General features: G+C 65.7%; 13 protein-coding genes and 1 tRNA gene. 9 read left to right on the top strand and 5 right to left on the bottom strand.

Annotated elements, in window-relative coordinates; genetic code table 11:
- A complete protein-coding gene (locus IHE57_RS07415) occupies nt 1-1,158 on the top strand; it encodes a DNA polymerase III subunit delta' (protein ID WP_209325500.1) in 1,158 nt (385 codons plus the stop codon).
- Nucleotides 1,159-1,194: 36 nt separating this feature from the next.
- On the opposite strand, the gene IHE57_RS07420 is transcribed toward IHE57_RS07415, so the two are convergent.
- Nucleotides 1,195-2,313, bottom strand: a complete 1,119-nt coding sequence (locus IHE57_RS07420) for a M20/M25/M40 family metallo-hydrolase (protein ID WP_209372149.1) — start codon at nt 2,311-2,313, stop codon at nt 1,195-1,197.
- A gap of 195 nt (nt 2,314-2,508) precedes the next feature.
- On the opposite strand from IHE57_RS07420, the gene IHE57_RS07425 reads away from it, so the two are divergent.
- The 4 genes from IHE57_RS07425 to IHE57_RS07440 all read left to right on the top strand — a co-directional run bounded on the left by IHE57_RS07425 (nt 2,509) and on the right by IHE57_RS07440 (nt 7,408).
- Nucleotides 2,509-2,581: transfer RNA gene (locus tag IHE57_RS07425), tRNA-Thr, on the top strand.
- 396 nt (nt 2,582-2,977) lie between these two features.
- Nucleotides 2,978-4,186, top strand: coding sequence for an acetyl-CoA C-acetyltransferase (locus IHE57_RS07430; protein ID WP_209372151.1), 1,209 nt, complete (start codon nt 2,978-2,980; stop codon nt 4,184-4,186).
- A gap of 1 nt (nt 4,187) precedes the next feature.
- Nucleotides 4,188-6,359 (top strand): 3-hydroxyacyl-CoA dehydrogenase NAD-binding domain-containing protein, encoded by a 2,172-nt coding sequence (locus IHE57_RS07435; RefSeq protein ID WP_209372153.1) that lies wholly within the window; start codon nt 4,188-4,190, stop codon nt 6,357-6,359.
- A gap of 128 nt (nt 6,360-6,487) precedes the next feature.
- Entirely contained in the window at nt 6,488-7,408 is a 921-nt protein-coding gene (locus IHE57_RS07440) for an NADP-dependent oxidoreductase (protein WP_209372155.1), read from the top strand.
- Between the two features lie 9 nt (nt 7,409-7,417).
- Here IHE57_RS07440 and IHE57_RS07445 read toward each other — a convergent pair whose 3' ends face one another.
- Entirely contained in the window at nt 7,418-8,044 is a 627-nt protein-coding gene (locus IHE57_RS07445; RefSeq protein WP_209372157.1) for a TetR/AcrR family transcriptional regulator, read from the bottom strand.
- A gap of 131 nt (nt 8,045-8,175) precedes the next feature.
- Between IHE57_RS07445 and IHE57_RS07450 the strand changes: the two genes are divergently transcribed.
- From IHE57_RS07450 to cls, 4 genes are all read left to right on the top strand, one after another.
- The gene (locus tag IHE57_RS07450; protein ID WP_209372159.1) at nt 8,176-9,789 is read left to right on the top strand and encodes a carboxyl transferase domain-containing protein; all 1,614 of its coding nucleotides are present in this window, start codon (nt 8,176-8,178) and stop codon (nt 9,787-9,789) included.
- An 8-nt stretch (nt 9,790-9,797) separates the two neighbouring features.
- Nucleotides 9,798-11,810: an acetyl/propionyl/methylcrotonyl-CoA carboxylase subunit alpha gene (locus tag IHE57_RS07455; RefSeq protein ID WP_209372161.1), complete on the top strand. Its 2,013-nt coding sequence runs from the start codon at nt 9,798-9,800 to the stop codon at nt 11,808-11,810.
- A gap of 35 nt (nt 11,811-11,845) precedes the next feature.
- Complete coding sequence (locus IHE57_RS07460) at nt 11,846-13,018, top strand: acyl-CoA dehydrogenase family protein (protein ID WP_209372163.1); 1,173 nt, start codon at nt 11,846-11,848, stop codon at nt 13,016-13,018.
- A gap of 190 nt (nt 13,019-13,208) precedes the next feature.
- Entirely contained in the window at nt 13,209-14,681 is a 1,473-nt protein-coding gene (cls, locus tag IHE57_RS07465) for a cardiolipin synthase (RefSeq protein WP_209372171.1), read from the top strand.
- 170 nt (nt 14,682-14,851) lie between these two features.
- Here the strand turns inward: cls and IHE57_RS07470 are convergent, their stop codons facing one another.
- Genes IHE57_RS07470 through IHE57_RS07480 form a run of 3 tightly spaced genes read right to left on the bottom strand, consistent with a single transcriptional unit; the run spans nt 14,852 to nt 17,343 of the window.
- A complete protein-coding gene (locus tag IHE57_RS07470; protein WP_209372173.1) occupies nt 14,852-15,673 on the bottom strand; it encodes an HAD-IIA family hydrolase in 822 nt (273 codons plus the stop codon).
- A gap of 45 nt (nt 15,674-15,718) precedes the next feature.
- Nucleotides 15,719-17,179 (bottom strand): purine-cytosine permease family protein, encoded by a 1,461-nt coding sequence (locus IHE57_RS07475; protein ID WP_209372175.1) that lies wholly within the window; start codon nt 17,177-17,179, stop codon nt 15,719-15,721.
- On the bottom strand, nt 17,176-17,343 hold the full coding sequence (locus IHE57_RS07480) for a hypothetical protein (protein ID WP_209372177.1): 168 nt from the start codon (nt 17,341-17,343) through the stop codon (nt 17,176-17,178). Before IHE57_RS07480 ends, IHE57_RS07475 begins: the two co-directional genes overlap by 4 nt.
- Nucleotides 17,344-17,495 lie beyond the last annotated feature (152 nt).

The raw sequence follows: 17,495 nt of genomic DNA on the forward strand, positions 1-17,495 counted from the left end.
ATGAGCGTCTTCGACGAACTCGTCGGTCAGGACGAGGTGAGCACTCAGCTCGGATACGCCTTGGACAGTCCGGCGGCAATGACCCACGCGTGGCTGTTCACCGGTCCGCCCGGGTCGGGGAGGTCGAACGCCGCCAGAGCCTTCGCCGCGGCTCTGATCTCCGGAGGCACGGAATCGAACGACGTCACCTCCCGGGTGCTTTCGGGCCACCACGAGTCCCTGACGATCATGTCGACGCAGAAATCGGTCATCTCGATCGATGAAGTGCGCGAGCTCGTCACGAAGGCGCAGACGGCTCCCGTCAACTCACAGTGGCGAGTCGTCATCATCGAAGACGCCGACCGGATGATGGAACGCACCGCGAACGTGCTGCTCAAAGCCATCGAGGAACCGCCTCCAGCCACGGTATGGCTGCTGTGCGCGCCCAGCCCGATCGATGTGCTGACAACCATCAGGTCGAGGTGCCGCCCGGTGCGGCTGCGGATTCCCTCACGCGATGCCGTCGCTCAGCTGCTCATCGAACGCGATCACGTCGGTGAGGATCGGGCCAGATGGGCCGCTGCCGTGGCCCAGAGCCATATCGGGCGTGCGAAGTACTTGGCGCTGAATGAATCCGCCGATGCCGAACGCAAGCAGATCCTCGCGATTCCAGGCAAACTCACCTCGGTGGGAGCCACCATACGGCTGGCAGGCAGAATCGTCGACGCCGCCGCGGAAACCGCGAAGTCTCGAGTCGAGGAGCGCAACGCCGCCGAACGCAGACAGCTCATGACCACACTGGGCATCGAGGGGGAGAAGACGATCCCACCATCGGCCCGGGCCCAGATCCGGAAGCTCGAGGAGGAGCAGAAACGACGATCGGTGCGAGCACGGAACGATGAGCTCGACCGGATCTTCCTCGAACTCATGAGCCTCTACCGCGACATCCTCATGTACCAGCTGGGGATCCGCGACGGGTGGATCAATGCCGGAGAGGTCGACCTCATCGCCGAACAGGCGAATCGGGACGGGCCGGATACCACTCTGCTGCGCATCGATGCCATCACCGAGGCCCGGCAGCGACTGCAGACGAACATGTCGCCCGTGCTCATCGTCGAGGCGGCTTTCGTGCTGCTGTCGAATCCGTGGCTGCAGGAAGACCGCACGGGGACGATCTGAACGTCGCGCCTATGAGCCCGGGGAGAGGAGCGGCTCTCAGTCTCCGGCCAAAAGCTCGGCGACCAGGGCCGCGGTGAGTTCGATGCGTCGCGGGATCCAGATCTGAAGCGCGTGCTCGGTGCGAGCGTGCGAGCCTCCGCCGACGGTTCCCAGACCGTCCAGTGTCGGGGTTCCGACACCGGCCGTGAAATTGCCGTCCGAACCGCCGCCGACGGCGACCGAGCGCAGCGGCGGATGCCCGAGCTTTCCCGCCAGCCGTTGGGCCCGGGCGTAGAGGCCCATCGCCATATCCTCTTCGAGCGGGGCGCGGTTGATCCCGCCCTTGAGTTCGATTTCGGCGCCGGCGACCGTGGGGGTGAGCGCGCGCAGTGCCTCGTCGATGCGCACCTGCTCACTCGTCGAGGCGGCCCTCGAATCGATGCCGACGACTGCTCGGGCCGGGACGGTGTTCGTCGTCGACCCGCTCGTCATCACGGTCGGCACGACCGAAGTGCCCATGGACGGTTTGTGCAGTTTGGCGATCTCGACGACCTGATTGGCCACCTCGATGGTGGCGTTGATGCCCTTCTCGGGCTCGACGCCGGCGTGTGAGGCCAGACCGGTGACCTCGAGCTGGTAGATCGCGACTCCTTTGCGGGCGATCTTCACCGCGCCTTGGGCCGCCCCGCTTTCGAAGACGAGCGCTGCCTTCGCGCCGCGGGCCTCGTTCTCGATGATCTGTCGAGATCCCGGGGAACCGAGCTCTTCGTCGGCGGTGATGAGGAGGCTGACGCCGTCGATGCTTCCTAGTTCGGCACGCACCTGAGCCAGCGCGTAGAGGGCGATGAGCAGTCCGCCCTTCATGTCATCGGCGCCGGGGCCGCGCACGACACCGTCCTTGACGGAGTAGGGGAAGTCCTTGAGGGTTCCGGTCGGCCAGACGGTGTCGTGGTGGCCGATGAGCACGACCTTGCGCGGGCCGGCTCCGAAACGCCAGAGGACATGAGGGTGGGTGCCCGTTTCGATGATGCGAGGCGCGGCGCCGAGCATTCCGGTGCCGATGCGGGACACGAGCTGAGCGCTGCGCGCCAACGATGCAGGATCCTGCGAGAACGACTCACACTCGATGAGAGCTTGGAAGTCACTCATGAAGTCGTCGGAGTCGAACTCGGCCACGGGGTCTCCCTCTGATCTATGCTTTGTCTGCACTTTCAAGGTTAACTGGTGCCGGCAGCAGACCGCGCCCGACAGCTGTTTCGCCGCCCATCCGGGCCTGAGGCAAGCTGCGAGGTCTCGCTCGGAGCGGCTCCGGTTCGGGAGCGTCCCTCATTTTGACCGGCGGTGCAGAAGTTGGCTAAAGTTAGGTCGGTTGCCGCCTTAGCTCAGTCGGCAGAGCGATTCACTCGTAATGAATAGGTCGCGGGTTCGATTCCCGCAGGCGGCTCGGCAACGCCCCTCCCATCAGGAACACCACTGGACCGGGAGGGGCTTTTTCGTTTCCCGGAGCACCGAATGATGCGGTTGCGATGCGTTTTGCAGCCATTCGGCCAGCACCCGAACAACCAGGCAGCGCCGATATCGGACCGTCGATGCGCCGGAGTGTCTCGTAGAGGTGGATCCGGCTCGATAACGACGATGATTTCGAGGTGGATCCGCCCCTGCGAGACACGGCGTACTTCCTGAGGGTCTTCCGCCGGTGCCGCATCGACGGCGATGGGTCCGGCGAGGAGCTGCGTGTGTTGATCGTCACTGGAAACTGGTACACAATGGAACGTGCGAATGTTACTGAACGATCGATCAGATTTGCTGGTCGGCCTTCCACCGAGACTGTGAGGAACACATGAGCGAAGCGTTCATCTATGACGCGGTGCGCACCCCACGCGGCAAGAACCGCGATGGTGCGCTCCACAGCGTCAAACCCATCGACCTCGTGACCGGGCTCATCGACGCCGTGCGCGAGCGCAACCCCGAACTCGATGACAGTGCCATCGACGACCTCGTACTCGGCGTCGTCTCTCCGGTCGGTGAACAGGGCGGCGACATCGCCCGCACAGCCGCTCTGGTCTCCGGACTCGACGAGTCCGTCGCAGGTGTCCAGATCAACCGGTTCTGCGCTTCGGGCCTGGAAGCCGTCAACCTCGCGGCGCAGAAGGTCGGCAGCGGATTCGAGAACCTCGTCCTCGCAGGCGGCGTCGAGTCCATGTCCCGCGTGCCGCTGGGCTCCGACGGAGGCGCCTGGTCACAGGACCCGACGACGAACTTCGACACGTATTTCGTGCCCCAGGGCATCGGTGCCGACCTCATCGCCACCACCGAGGGCTTCAGCCGCACGGACGTCGACGCTTTCGCCGCAGAATCGCAGAAGCGGGCGGCCAACGCCTGGGAGAAGGGGTACTTCGAGAAGTCGATCGTGCCCGTCAAGGACATCAACGGTGTGACCCTGCTCGACACGGATGAGCACATGCGACCCGGCTCCACCGTGGAATCGCTGTCGAAGCTCAACCCGGCGTTTTCGAAGCTCGCCGCCCAGACCGGCTTCGACGAAGTCGCCCTTCAGAAGTATCACTGGGTCGAAGAGATCGACCACGTCCACACCGCCGCGAACTCCTCGGGCATCGTCGACGGGGCCAGCCTGGTCATCCTCGGCGACTCCGAAGTCGGCCAGAAGATGAACATGAAGCCGCGGGCCCGCATCGTCTCCACCGCAGTCACCGGCTCCGAGCCGACGATCATGCTCACCGGTCCGACTCCGGCGACCCGGAAGGCCCTCGACAAGGCGGGGCTGACCGTCGACGACATCGACCTGTTCGAGCTCAACGAGGCATTCGCCGCCGTCGTGCTCAAGTGGATGAAGGACCTGAACATCCCGCATGAGAAGGTCAACGTCAACGGTGGGGCCATCGCCATGGGCCACCCGCTCGGCGCCACAGGAGCTATGATCCTCGGCACCGTGCTCGACGAACTCGAACGCCGCGACCTCAAGCGCGGACTCGTCACCCTGTGCATCGGTGGCGGAATGGGCATCGCGACGATCATCGAAAGGGTCTGACATGACGACAACGACCACCATCGACTACCAGCGCACCACCGACGCTGACGGCATCGTCACTGTCGTCATCGACGAACCGGACGCCAAGGTCAACACCATGAACGACTACTACGCGGCCGCCATGCAGGCGACCGTGGAGTGGCTCGAAGCCAACGTCGACGACATCACCGGCGTCGTCCTCACTTCGCCGAAGAAGACCTTCTTCGCCGGCGGCAACCTCAACAAGATCCGGGCGGCGAGTCCGGAGAACGCCGAGGCGGAATTCGCCCAGGTCGAGAGCATGAAGGCCGTCCTGCGCCGGCTCGAGACCTTCGGCAAGCCCGTCGTCGCCGCGCTGGGTGGAGCTGCGCTGGGCGGCGGACTCGAGATCGCCCTCGCCACCCACCACCGGATCGCGGCCGAGGACAACCCCAGCGCACGCTTCGGGTTCCCCGAGGTCTCCCTCGGACTGCTGCCCGGCGGCGGAGGCATCGCCCGCACGGTGCGCATGCTCGGAATCCAGGACGCCCTGCAGAAGGCGATCCTGCCCTCCACGAAGTTCAAGGCCGCCGAAGCCAAGGAACTCGGCCTCGTCGATGAGCTCGCCCCGGCGGCCGAGCTCGAGGACCGGGCGAAGGCCTGGATCAAGGACAACCCGGAAGCGGTCCAGCCCTGGGACGTCAAGGGCTTCAGGATCCCGGGCGGATCGCCGTCCTCACCCAAGCTCGGTGCGATGCTGCCTGCGCTGCCGGCCATGCTGCGACGCCAGACGAAGGGCGCACCGATGCCGGCCCCGCGAGCGGTCATCGCCGCAGCCGTCGAGGGCGCGAACGTCGACATCGACACTGCGCTGTCGGTCGAGTCACGCTACTTCGTCCACCTCACCCATACTCCGGTGGCGAAGAACATGATCAAGGCGTTCTTCTTCGACCTCGGCCACATCAACTCCGGCGGTTCCCGCCCGAACGGCTATGAACCTCGTCAGGTCAAGAAGCTCGGTGTGCTCGGGGCCGGAATGATGGGTGCGGCCATCGCCTACACCGCCGCGAAGGCCGGGATCGAGGTCGTGCTCAAAGACGTCGAGCTGGCCGCCGCGGAGAAGGGCAAGGCCTATGCCGCCAAGCGCGAGGAGTCGGCCCTGAAGAAGGGCAAGACGACCGCCGAGAAGTCCCGATCCGTCCTCGATCGGATCACGCCGAGCGCCTCGGCCGAGGACTTCGCCGGTGTCGACTTCGTCATCGAGGCCGTCTTCGAGTCCGTTCCGGTCAAGCAGCAGGTGTTCGCCGAGATCCAGAACGTCGTCGAACCCGACGCCGTCCTGGGGTCGAACACCTCGACCCTGCCGATCACCGAACTGGCCACCGGGGTCGACCGCGACAAGGACTTCATCGGCATCCACTTCTTCTCGCCGGCAGACAAGATGCCCCTGGTCGAGATCATCCGCGGAGACAACACCTCCGATGAGACCCTGGCCCGCACCTTCGACCTCGTGCAACAGATCAAGAAGACCCCGATCGTCGTCACCGACTCGCGCGGCTTCTACACCTCCCGCGTGATCGGGACCTACATCGCCGAGGCGGTCGCCGCCGTCGGCGAGGGTGTGGAGCCGGCTTCGGTGGAGCAGGCAGCACTGCAGGCCGGTTACCCCACCGGTGCCCTGCAGCTCCTCGACGAGCTGACGCTGACCCTGTCGCAGAAGATCCGCCAGGAGACAAGGACCGCCACCGAGGCGGCCGGAGGCACCTGGACCGAGCATCCGTCCGAAGCGGTCATCGACTGGATGGTCGAACAGGCGCGCACCGGCCGCAAGGACGGGGCGGGCTTCTACGACTACGACGAGAACGGCAAGCGCACCACGCTGTGGTCGGGCGTGCGCGAGAAGTACGACTCGGGATCGACCGATCAGCCGTTCGCCGACCTGCAGGAGCGGATGCTCTTCGCCGAGGCGATCGAGACGATCAAGTGCCTCGACGAAGGAGTCCTCACCTCGGTGCCGGACGCCAACATCGGGTCGATCTTCGGTATCGGGTTCCCGGCGTGGACGGGCGGTGTCCTCCAGTACGTCAATCAGTACGAGGGCGGCCTGGCAGGCTTCGTCGACCGTGCGAAGGAACTCGCCGCGAAGTACGGCGAGCACTTCACCCCGCCGGCCTCGCTGATCGAGCGGGCGAAGTCCGGGGAGACCTACGAGTAGGAGGTCTCTCCCGGTGCCTCGCCGCCCCGGCGTCGCATCCGCAGGAATAGCCTGATGGCCTTCCGGCGTTGTTCAGTGACACTGACAATCTGTTCAGTCGCACTGACAGCTACCGGAAGGCCATTGCTATGCGCGCCGCCGTCTACGACGCCTACACCGAGAACTTCGACGACATCACGGTCCGTGATCTGCCCGACCCCAAGCTTCCACCGGCCTCGGTGCTCATCGAGGTCAAGGCCGCAGGAGTCAACCCCGTCGACTGGAAGCTCGTCGGCGGTCACCTCGACGCTTTCATGCCGGTCCAGTTCCCGGTCACGCCCGGTTGGGATGTCGCCGGCGTCGTCGTCGGGCTCGGCTTCGACACTCCCGAATTCTCCATCGGAGACGAGGTCATCGCCTATGCCCGCAAGGATGTGCTGAGTTCTGGGACCTTCGCAGAAAAGGTCGCGGTCCCTGTCCGCTCCGTGGCGCCGAAACCCAAGAGCCTGAGCTGGGAAGAGGCGGGCGGCCTGCCGCTGGCCGGCGGCACGGCTCTGCGAACTCTCGAATCCCTCGGCGCCCTCGAGGGCAGAACCGTTCTCATCCACGGTGCATCCGGGGGTGTGGGCAGCTTCGCCGTGCAGATCGCCGCGGCAGCCGGGGCTCGGGTCATCGGCACGGCGTCGGAGTCCAATCACGACTATCTGCGCCGTCTCGGCGCCGAGCCCGTGACCTATGGCGCGGGATTGGTCGATCGTGTGCGCGAGGCCGTGGGCGGGCCCGTCGACGGGGTCGCTGATTTCGTCGGAGGCGTCCTCGACGACACCTTGGCCCTGCTGGCTGAGGGCGGCATGCACGCCTCCGTCGCCGATCCCTCGGTCGCTGAGCACGGCGGCCGCTACATCTGGGTGCGCCCCGACGGCAGCGAGACCGCGAGGTTGGGTCTCCTCGTCGACGAAGGCAAGCTCACCGTCGAAGTCGCCGGGACCTACGGTCTCGACGAGGTTCCGCAGGCGTTCAAGGACAGCGCCGCCGGCCACGTCCGCGGAAAGCTCGTCATCGTCCCCTGAGGCGGAATCTCAGCCGATCGCCAGCGCGGCGGCCGCCGCTGCGCGCAATTCGACCCCGACCACCTCGGCGCTTGAGCGTCGTGCCTGGTACGGGGTCGAATTCATCATGCCGAACACCGCGTGGACGCGCACCGTGGCGGCCTCGAGCGTCCACTCGGGGTGGGCGGCGGCGACGACCTCGGCCCACCGGCTGACATAGGCGCGCTGCAGGCGGCGCACGGTCCGACGGGAGGCCTCGGGGAGTGCCGCGAGGTCACGATCCTGGATGCGGATGAGCTCGGGTTCGCTCATCGCGAAGTCGACATGGAAGTCGATGAGTCGGTGCAGCGTTCCGGCTGCCTCGGCTTCGACAGCTGCAGCGGGCTGCTCTTCTGTCGCAGCGACGATCTCGTCCCCGCCGGATTTCAGGTACTTCGAGATCCCGACGAGAAGCTCCTCGAGCACGGCCTCCTTCGAGGAGAAATGCCGATACACCGCCGGTGCCGAGATGCCCGCGCCCTTTCCGAGGTCGTCGAGGCGGACACCATGGAAGCCGTGCCGGGCATACAGTGCCTTCGCGACGTTCAGCAGCTGCTCGCGGCGGGCGGCCTTCGCCTCCGCCCGCGAGGTCGGCCTGGCCACATCCTCGGTCGTCATCGCCGACCTCTTTTCCTGTTCCGATGTCGTTTCCCGCGGCGGATGCTTCGCAGAGTCCGCGCGTTGTCACTTCTGCCTGTGAGCAGTATCATAGCAGTCAGTTAAGAAGAATTAACTGAAATGAGGATGGAATGAGAGCAGTGGGAACTGCGGTCAGTCCGGCGACGGGGCAGGTCAATGCTGATGCCCATGCCGAACTCATCGCTGAGCTCCGCGAACGCGTCAGGGCCACCGCCCGAGGTGGGTCGGAGAAGTCCAGGCAGCGTCACATCGACCGCGGCAAGCTGCTGCCGCGCGACCGGGTCGAGCACCTGCTCGATCCCGGAACTCCGTTCCTCGAACTCTCTCCGCTCGCAGCCAACGGCATGTACGAGGATGCGAGCCCCGGCGCCGGGATCATCACCGGCATCGGCCGGGTCGCTGGCCGCGAATGCGTCATCGTGGCCAATGACGCCACGGTCAAGGGCGGCACCTACTATCCCGTCACGGTGAAGAAGCACCTGCGGGCCCAGGAGATCGCGAAGGACAACGGTCTCCCGTGCATCTACCTCGTCGACTCCGGTGGGGCGAACCTGCCCAACCAGGACGACGTGTTCCCCGACCGTGAGCACTTCGGCCGCATCTTCTACAATCAGGCCACGCTCTCGGCCGCCGGAATCCCACAGCTGGCAGCCGTCCTCGGCTCCTGCACCGCCGGCGGCGCCTACGTCCCCGCCATGGCCGACGAGTCGATCATCGTCTCCGAGCAGGGCACGATCTTCCTCGGCGGCCCACCCCTGGTCAAGGCCGCCACGGGCGAGGAAGTCACCGCCGAGGAACTCGGCGGCGGTGCGCTGCACTCGCGCGTCTCCGGCGTCACCGACCATCTCGCCGCCAACGACCCTCATGCCCTGGAGATCATGCGCGACGTCGTCTCCACACTCGGGCCCAAGAGCGCTCCGAACTGGGACGTCATCGAATCCCGTCTGCCCGCGCATCCGCCGGAGGAGCTGACCTCGGTCGTGCCCGTCGACTCGCGCACCCCCTACGACGTCCACGAGGTCATCGCCCGCTTGGTCGACGCCTCGGAGTTCCACGAGTTCAAAGCCGAGTACGGCACCAGCCTCGTCACCGGGTTCGCCCACCTGGACGGACACCCGGTGGGGATCGTCGCCAACAACGGCATCCTCTTCGGCGAATCCGCCCAGAAGGGCGCCCACTTCATCGAACTCTGCGATCAGCGCAGCGTGCCGCTGGTCTTTCTGCAGAACATCTCCGGCTTCATGGTCGGCCGCGATTACGAGGCCGGCGGCATCGCCAAGCACGGAGCGAAGATGGTCAACGCCGTCGCGACCGCCCGCGTCCCGAAGTTCACCGTCGTCATCGGCGGCTCCTTCGGAGCCGGCAACTATTCGATGTGCGGTCGCGCCTACTCACCTCGCTTCTTGTGGATGTGGCCCAACGCGCGCATCTCGGTGATGGGCGGCGAACAGGCCGCCAGCGTCCTCTCGACCGTCAAGCGCGATCAGCTCGAAGCCCGCGGAGAGACCTGGAGCGAAGAGGCCGAAGACACCTTCAAGCAGCCCATCCGCGACCAATACGAGGCACAGGGCAATCCGTACTATTCGACGGCGCGGCTGTGGGACGACGGAATCATCGAACCCGGTGACACCCGTCAAGTGCTCGCCCTCGCCCTCGAACTCGCCCGCTTCGGACCGATGGAACGCCCGCTGAATGCCAGCGGCTACGGCGTTTTCAGAATGTGAGCCCCTCGATGTTCAAGACTGTACTCATCGCCAACCGCGGAGAGATCGCCCTGCGCGTCATCCGCACCTGCCGCGACCTCGGCATCAGGACCGTCGCCGTCTACTCCGACGCCGATGCCCAGGCCGCCCATGTCAAAGCCGCCGACACGGCCGTGCACCTGGGCCCGGCAGCCGCCTCGGAATCGTACCTGCGCATCGACAAGGTCATCGCCGCCGCCGAGGCGACCGGCTCGGAGGCCATCCACCCCGGCTACGGCTTCCTGTCCGAGAACGCGGAGTTCTCCGCGGCCTGCGAAGCCGCTGGAATCGTCTTCCTCGGCCCCGGCCCGGAAGCGATCCGGACCATGGGTGACAAGATCACCGCCAAACAGGCCGTGTCCTCTCGCGGAGTTCCGCTCGTGCCCGGCACGAAGGACGCCGCCATGAGCGATGAAGCCCTCATCGCCGCTTCGACCGATATCGGCTTCCCCGTGCTCATCAAACCCTCCGCCGGCGGCGGGGGCAAGGGCATGCACGCGGTCTTCGAGGCCGAGAAGCTGCCCGAGGCGCTGAAGACCGCTCGCCGCGAGGCCGCGAGCTCCTTCGGAGACGACACCCTGTTCCTCGAACGGCTCGTGGCCACCCCGCGGCACATCGAGGTTCAGATCATGGCCGATGCCCACGGCAATGTCATCCACTTCGGTGAACGCGAATGCTCCCTCCAGCGCCGCCACCAGAAGGTCATCGAAGAGGCACCATCGCCGCTGTTGGATCCGGAGACCCGGACTCGCATCGGTCAGGCCGCCTGCGAGACCGCGAAGTCCGTGGGCTACGTCGGAGCCGGCACGGTCGAGTTCATCGTCGGCGCCGACCGTCCCGACGAGTTCTTCTTCATGGAAATGAACACCCGCCTGCAGGTCGAGCACCCCGTGACCGAGGAGGTCACCGGCGTCGACCTCGTCGAACTGCAGCTGCTCGTCGGCGCCGGCGAGCAGCTGCCGCTGTCCCAGGACGACATCACGCTGACTGGGCACTCGATCGAAGCCCGCATCTACGCCGAGGACCCCTCGCGAGGCTTCCTGCCCACGGGCGGACGTGCCCTCGACGTCGTCTTCCCCACAGGCGAGGGCATCCGCGTCGATGCCGGACTCGACGCCGGGCAGACGATCGCTTCCGACTACGACCCGATGATCGCCAAGCTCATCGTCCACGCCGACGATCGGAGCGCGGCCATCGCCCGCCTCGACGCTGCGCTGTCGGCTTCCGCGGTGCCCGGGATCGTGACGAACATCGACTTCCTGCGCACGCTCATGTCCCTGCCCGAAGTCGTCGCCGGTGACCTCGACACCTCTCTCATCGACAATCTCGACGAGGAGCAGCTCGCCCACACCGCCTCCGAGACCCATGCACAGCTGGTGGCTGCGGCCGTGCTGGCGACCGGGGGAGCGGCCGGCACCACCATCACCGGCCCGATCACGGAAACGGACCTGTCGGGGAAGCGCACGACCGCCTCGGCGTGGGCCGGACCGAGTGCCTGGCGGACCTCCAGACCGGAGTTCCGACCCACGGTCCGCCTGGCCGCCGGCGGGCAGACCGTCGAAATCGAGGCCGAAGCCGACCACGCCGGCATCGACTCCGACGGCCTCTGGCACATCGTCCTCGACGGAATCCAGCACACCGCACGGATCTTCTCCGATGCGCGTGAACGCAGCGTCTGGGTGAGCACCGGAGACGGGATCCACGTCTTCACCCGCCCGCTGGCCGACGCCTCGCTGACTCCCGGCCTCGAAGGCGCAGAGGTGCTCGCACCGATGCCCGGCTCCGTCGTGGCCATCAGAGTCGAGACCGGCGACAAGGTCGAGCAGGGTGACCCGATCGTCGTCGTCGAGGCGATGAAGATGGAACACGTGCTCACCGCACCCGCGGCCGGCATCGTCACCGTCACTGTGGTCGAAGGCGCCCAGGTCGGACTCGACGAGGTGCTCGCCGCCGTCGTCGACGAACCGCAGGCCGAAGCCGCCGAAGAACAACCAGTCAGCTGATCACGACAACCACGCCGCGAGCGGGGAGGAAAGAAATGGAAACGTTCGTTCCGGGCATGCTGCCCGAAGAATACGAGGACCTGCGTCAAGGAGTCGCGAAGTTCGCCGACGAAGAGGTCGCACCCGTATCCGCCGAACTCGATGCCAAGCACGAGTTCCCCTATGACCTCGTTGCCAAGATGGGGCAGATGGGCCTGTTCGGTCTGCCCTTCGACGAAGAGTACGGCGGCATGGGCGGCGACTACTTCGCCCTGTGCCTGGCCATCGAGGAGATCGCCCGGGTCAACCAGTCGCTGGCGATCACCCTCGAGGCCGGAGTCTCGCTGGGCGCGATGCCGATCTACCGGTTCGGCACCGAGGAGCAGAAGCGCGAATGGCTGCCGAAGCTCACGGACGCCTCCGGACTGGCGGCATTCGGACTGACCGAGCCCGAGGCGGGCTCCGACGCCGGCGGCACGAAGACCAAGGCCACCCTGGACGGCGGCACCTGGACGATCAACGGCAGCAAATGCTTCATCACGAACTCGGGCACCGACATCACGCGGCTGGTCACCGCCACCGCAGTGACCGGGACCCGCACGTCGGGCTCCGGCCGCGAGGTCCCGGAGATCTCGACGATCATGATCCCGACCGGCACTCCCGGCTTCACCGCCGAGCCCGCTTACGACAAGGTCGGCTGGAACTCCTCGGATACGCACCCGTTGACCTTCGATAACGTGCAGGTGCCCGAAGCCAATCTGCTCGGCGAACGCGGCCGCGGCTACGCGAACTTCCTGCGCATCCTCGACGAGGGACGCATCGCCGTCGGCGCCCTGTCCGTCGGTGCGGCACAGGGCTGTGTGGACGAATCCGTGAAGTACGCGAAGGAACGTCAGGCCTTCGGCAAGCCGATCTCGGACTTCCAGGGCATCTCGTTCAAGATCGCCCGCATGGAGGCACGCGTCGTCGCCGCCCGTTCTGCGTACTACCTCGCGGCCTCACGCATGATCGCCGGTCTGCCGTTCAAGAAGGAAGCCGCCATCGCGAAGATGGTCGCCGGAGAGGCTGCGATGGACAACGCCCGCGACGCCACACAGATCCACGGCGGGTACGGCTTCATGAACGAATACCTCGTCGCCCGCCACTACCGGGACTCGAAGATCCTCGAGGTCGGAGAGGGCACCACCGAGGTCCAGCTCATGCTCATCGCCCGCGAACTCGGGCTCTGAACGGTCCGTTCGCACTCTGAGCCGCTCTTCGGGCACTGATCCGATTCCGCCCGCCGAGGCGGCCCCGCACTTCCATACGGTTGCGCCGGGCCGCCTCGGCGGGCTTGTCATGTCCTGAGGTCAGGACGCAGGTGCCAGGCGATAGTGTGGGGCGGAGGTGAGCGCCCGGCCGAAAGGAAAGTGGGATCGGATGGACTTCAGTGTGGTGGCCTCGGTGGCGTCGGTGACTCTGATCGTCATCGAATACCTCGTCAAGATCGTTGCGATCGGTGTCGTGCCGGAGAACCGGCGGCCCTCATCATCCTCGGCCTGGCTCCTGCTCATTCTGTTCGTCCCGGTCGTCGGCATTCCGGCCTTCCTCATGCTCGGCAGTCCCTACATCAATCAGCGGCGGGCGCGGATCCAGGCCGAGGCGAACGAACTCATGCACGAAGGTGCCGACGAGCTGCCCGATGTCCCACCATCGCTGCAGGCAACGCGTGAATTCGTCTCGGTAGCGCAGCTGGGGCGGGCGCTGACGGAACTGCCGATGGTCACCGGTGACAGCCACGGGGTGATCTCGGACTATGAGGCGAGCATCTCGCGGATGGCAGAACTCGTCGACGAGTCGAGGGAGTATGTCCACGCCGAGATCTACATCATGGCGTGGGACGACACGACCGATGTCTTCTTCCGCGCTCTCGAACGCGCCGCCGGCCGCGGGGTCGAAGTGAGAGTGCTGTTCGACCACATCGGCTCACGGAAGTATCCGGGGTTCCACCGGCTGGGCAAACGCCTGAGCGACGCGGGCATCGAATGGCACCTCATGCTGCCGTTCATCCCCTGGCGGGGCAAGGCCCGACGCGTCGACCTGCGCAATCACCGCAAGCTCCTCGTCGTCGACGGCAGACGGGCGATGATGGGTTCGCAGAACATGATCGACTCGACCTATCTCAAGCCGAAGAATGCCCGGATCGGCCGACGTTGGCACGACATCATGGTCGAGCTCAGCGGCCCCATCGTCGCCGGTCTCGAAGCCGTGTTCTCCACCGACTGGTACTCGGAATCCGGCGAGGCGCTGGGGATCCGCCCCTACGAACGCGAAGGCAATGAGCCCGAGGTGGGCGGAGCGACGAGCGCGATGCAGCTCATCCCCTCAGGTCCCGGATTCACCACCGAACCCAACCTCAAGGTCTTCACCTCGCTGATGTATCTGGCGCAGACGCGTCTGGCCATCGTCAGTCCCTACTTCGTGCCCGACGAGTCGCTGCTGGCCGCAGTGAGCACGGCCGCCAGGCGCGGAGTCCATGTCGAGCTCTACGTCAGCGAGCAGGCCGACCAGTACATGGTCGACCGGGCCCAGTCCTCCTACTACCGGTCGCTGCTCGAAGCCGGGGTGCGGATCTTCCTGTTCCCGAAGCCGGCCGTGCTGCACACGAAGTGCTTCATCGTCGACGACACCTACGCGGTGATGGGGTCGTCGAACATGGACATGCGCTCCTTCGGCCTCAACTACGAGATCAGCCTCCTGGCCACCGGCGGCGATCTCGTCGACGACATCATCGAGGTGGTCGCCGACTACCGGAGCGCCAGTCATGAACTGACTCTGCAGGAGTGGGAGAAGCGGCCGCTGGGACGCCGTTACATGGAATCGGCGATGCGGCTGACCTCGGCGCTGCAGTGAGGGGTGCAGGGAGTCGGCTCAGCCGTGACGGCTGCTGCGGTGTCTCCTGCGGGTGGATCCATCGCGAAATCCTCGCGCGAATCGAAACGGATCCACCTGCAGGAGACACGTGCGCCGCTGGGGGAGCCGAGCGCCGCCGCTGGGGGAGCCGAGCGCCGGCGAATTGAACGTCAGGCGGAGCCGGTCGTGTCGGGGCCGAGTTCGCTGCGGGCCTCGAGCGGAACGTCGAGGAGTTCGTGGACTCCGTCGACGATCTCATTCGGGCGGAACGGGAAACGGCGGACATCCTCGGCGGTCGAGATGCCGGAGAGCACGAGGACGGTGTGCATTCCTGCCTCCATGCCGGCGATGATGTCGGTGTCCATCCGATCGCCGATCATCGCCGTGCTCATCGAGTGTGCGCCGATCCTGTTGAGGGCCGAACGGAACATCATCGGGTTCGGCTTGCCCACGACATAGGGCTCGCGGTTCGTCGCCTTGGTGATGAGTGCGGCGATGGCCCCGGTGGCCGGCAGAACGCCTTCGGGACTCGGACCGGTGGCGTCGGGGTTCGTGACGATGAAGCGGGAACCGTCCTGGATGAGGCGGATCGCTTTCGTGATGGCCTCGAAGGAGTAGGAATGGGTCTCGCCGACGACGACGAAGTCCGGGTCGTGTTCGGTCATGACGAAGCCCGCCTCATGGATGGCTGTGGTCAGGCCCGCCTCGCCGACGACGAAGGCCGTGCCGTGATCGACCTGATTGGACAGGAAATCGGCAGTCGCCATCGCCGAGGTCCAGATATTCGTCTCCGGCACATCGAGCCCGTTCGACCGCAGCCGAGCTGAGAGATCACGCGCCGTGTAGATGGAGTTGTTCGTCAGCACCAGATACGGGATCTCGGCTTGCCGCCACTGAGCCAGCAGCTCGGCGGCTCCCGGCAGCGGGTTGTTCTCCTTGACCAGGACGCCGTCCATATCGGTCAGCCAGCATTCGATCGAATCGCGATCCATGTCTCTCCTCGAGCTCGGGTGTGGGCCGAAGCGCCTACCGACAGCCTAGTCGCGTTTCGCGCCGGTTTCGGAACGGGAGGCGAGCCCGCCCTTGCCGCGGGGGACGGTCACTGCTCTGGTCAGGGTGAGGTGCAGGATCCCCGATACGGCCATGGACGGGATCGACGCCGTCAGCCAGCGGAACGCGTCGACTGGAACGTAGTCGATCGGGTCGAGCAGCACAGCGTAGACGACGGCGCCCGAGGCCATGGAGACGAATGCGACGAGGTTGAATCCGCCGGTGTAATGGTAGGGCGAGTCCGGACGATTGTCGTACATCGCGCGGATGTCGAGGCGCTGACGACGGAGGATGAAGAAATCGACAAATTGGATGGCGCACAGCGGGCCGAGGACGATCGCACCCCAGGAGACGAAGCGCCCGTAGTTGTTGTACGTCGCGTCCGGAAAGAACACGAGCACCACAGCGGGGATGAGAATGAGGCCGCCGAGCACCGGCCACGGAAGCCGGCGGCCCAGGTTGCCCGTGCCTCCGCGAACGGCGATCAGCGCGGCATATCCCTGCGCGACGATCGACGTGATGTTCGCGAAGCCGACGAAGACGAGGGCCAAACCGCCCAGGACGAAGCCTCCGAGCGGAATCATCCACTGCGTCGGATCATCCGAACCCAGGGCGAGTGCGGAGAACGCGCCCACCACGGCGGCGATCACCGAGGCGAGGAACAGACCGATCATGTTCGGCCAGTACGCAGCACGAGCACTGCGGGTCAGTCGGGCGAGGTTGCCGACGTTGGGCCACCAGGCCAGACCGCCGGCGACATTGAGCTCGATGGCGATCATGAACGCCATATGCCTGTCGAAGTCGGCCGCCAGGGGCGGCAGCTCCAGCAGCTGCGACCAACCGATCTGTGTGAAGATGAGCGCGAGCATGATCAGTGTGACCAGGACGAGGCCGGGGGAGACGACCTTGTTGACGGTCTCGATGGACTTCGGCCCTCGCATGAGGATCAGCCAGGAGACGACCACAGCTGTCAGCCCCATGAACTTGACGGTGAGACTGTCGGACTCGATCCTCGTGCCCAGCAGTTCATTGCTGACATTGGCGAATGCGTGCCCGCACATGATGGCGAGCACGGCCGCCCACGCGGCGGCGAGCAGAGCGGAGAGCACGAGCATGACAGCACGGCCGCCGGCAGTGCCGAAGGAGGACCGCAGCGAGACGAACTGTTCGATTCCGTAGCGGACGGCGGGAATGCATGGGACCAGAGCCACGAAGACGATGGAAATCCCGTAACCGATGACGATGCTGGCGACCGCCTCTTTGGCTCCGACATAGTAAGCAACGGCTCCGCCCTGGAGGAAGGCCCAGGTGGCGATGGCGAGCCCGATGTTCGCTGCCGAGAAGTCCCAGAAACTCCAGATGCGGTCCTTCTTCAGCAGGGGCAGGTCGCTGGTTGACCCGGCTTCGGTGAGCGCGGTGCGCTCGAATCTTCGGGATGTCGTGCTCACAGGAAGCACCATCCCAGAAGCCCGAGCGACGAAAGGGCGAGCACGACAACCGAAATGGCGATATCCCCGGCGGGGAGAGGACCGAGAACGCCCTCCTCGCTTTCGGGGTCCTCGTAGAGATCGAGGCGGCGTTCGAGTTCGACGCGGAAGTCTTTGTCCATCATCGGCTGCGGTCTCCTTTAACCAGAGTCGGTGCTGTCATCGTCGGCTTCTGATGACCGTTTCACAGGATCGACTGTATACCGTCTGGACGGTCTTTTCTGTTGTCGACGCCGACCTTGACACTCGACTCGAAGAGAGTATTGTAGCAACTACT

This window comes from Brevibacterium renqingii (genome assembly GCF_017808105.1).
Classification (GTDB): domain Bacteria; phylum Actinomycetota; class Actinomycetes; order Actinomycetales; family Brevibacteriaceae; genus Brevibacterium; species Brevibacterium renqingii.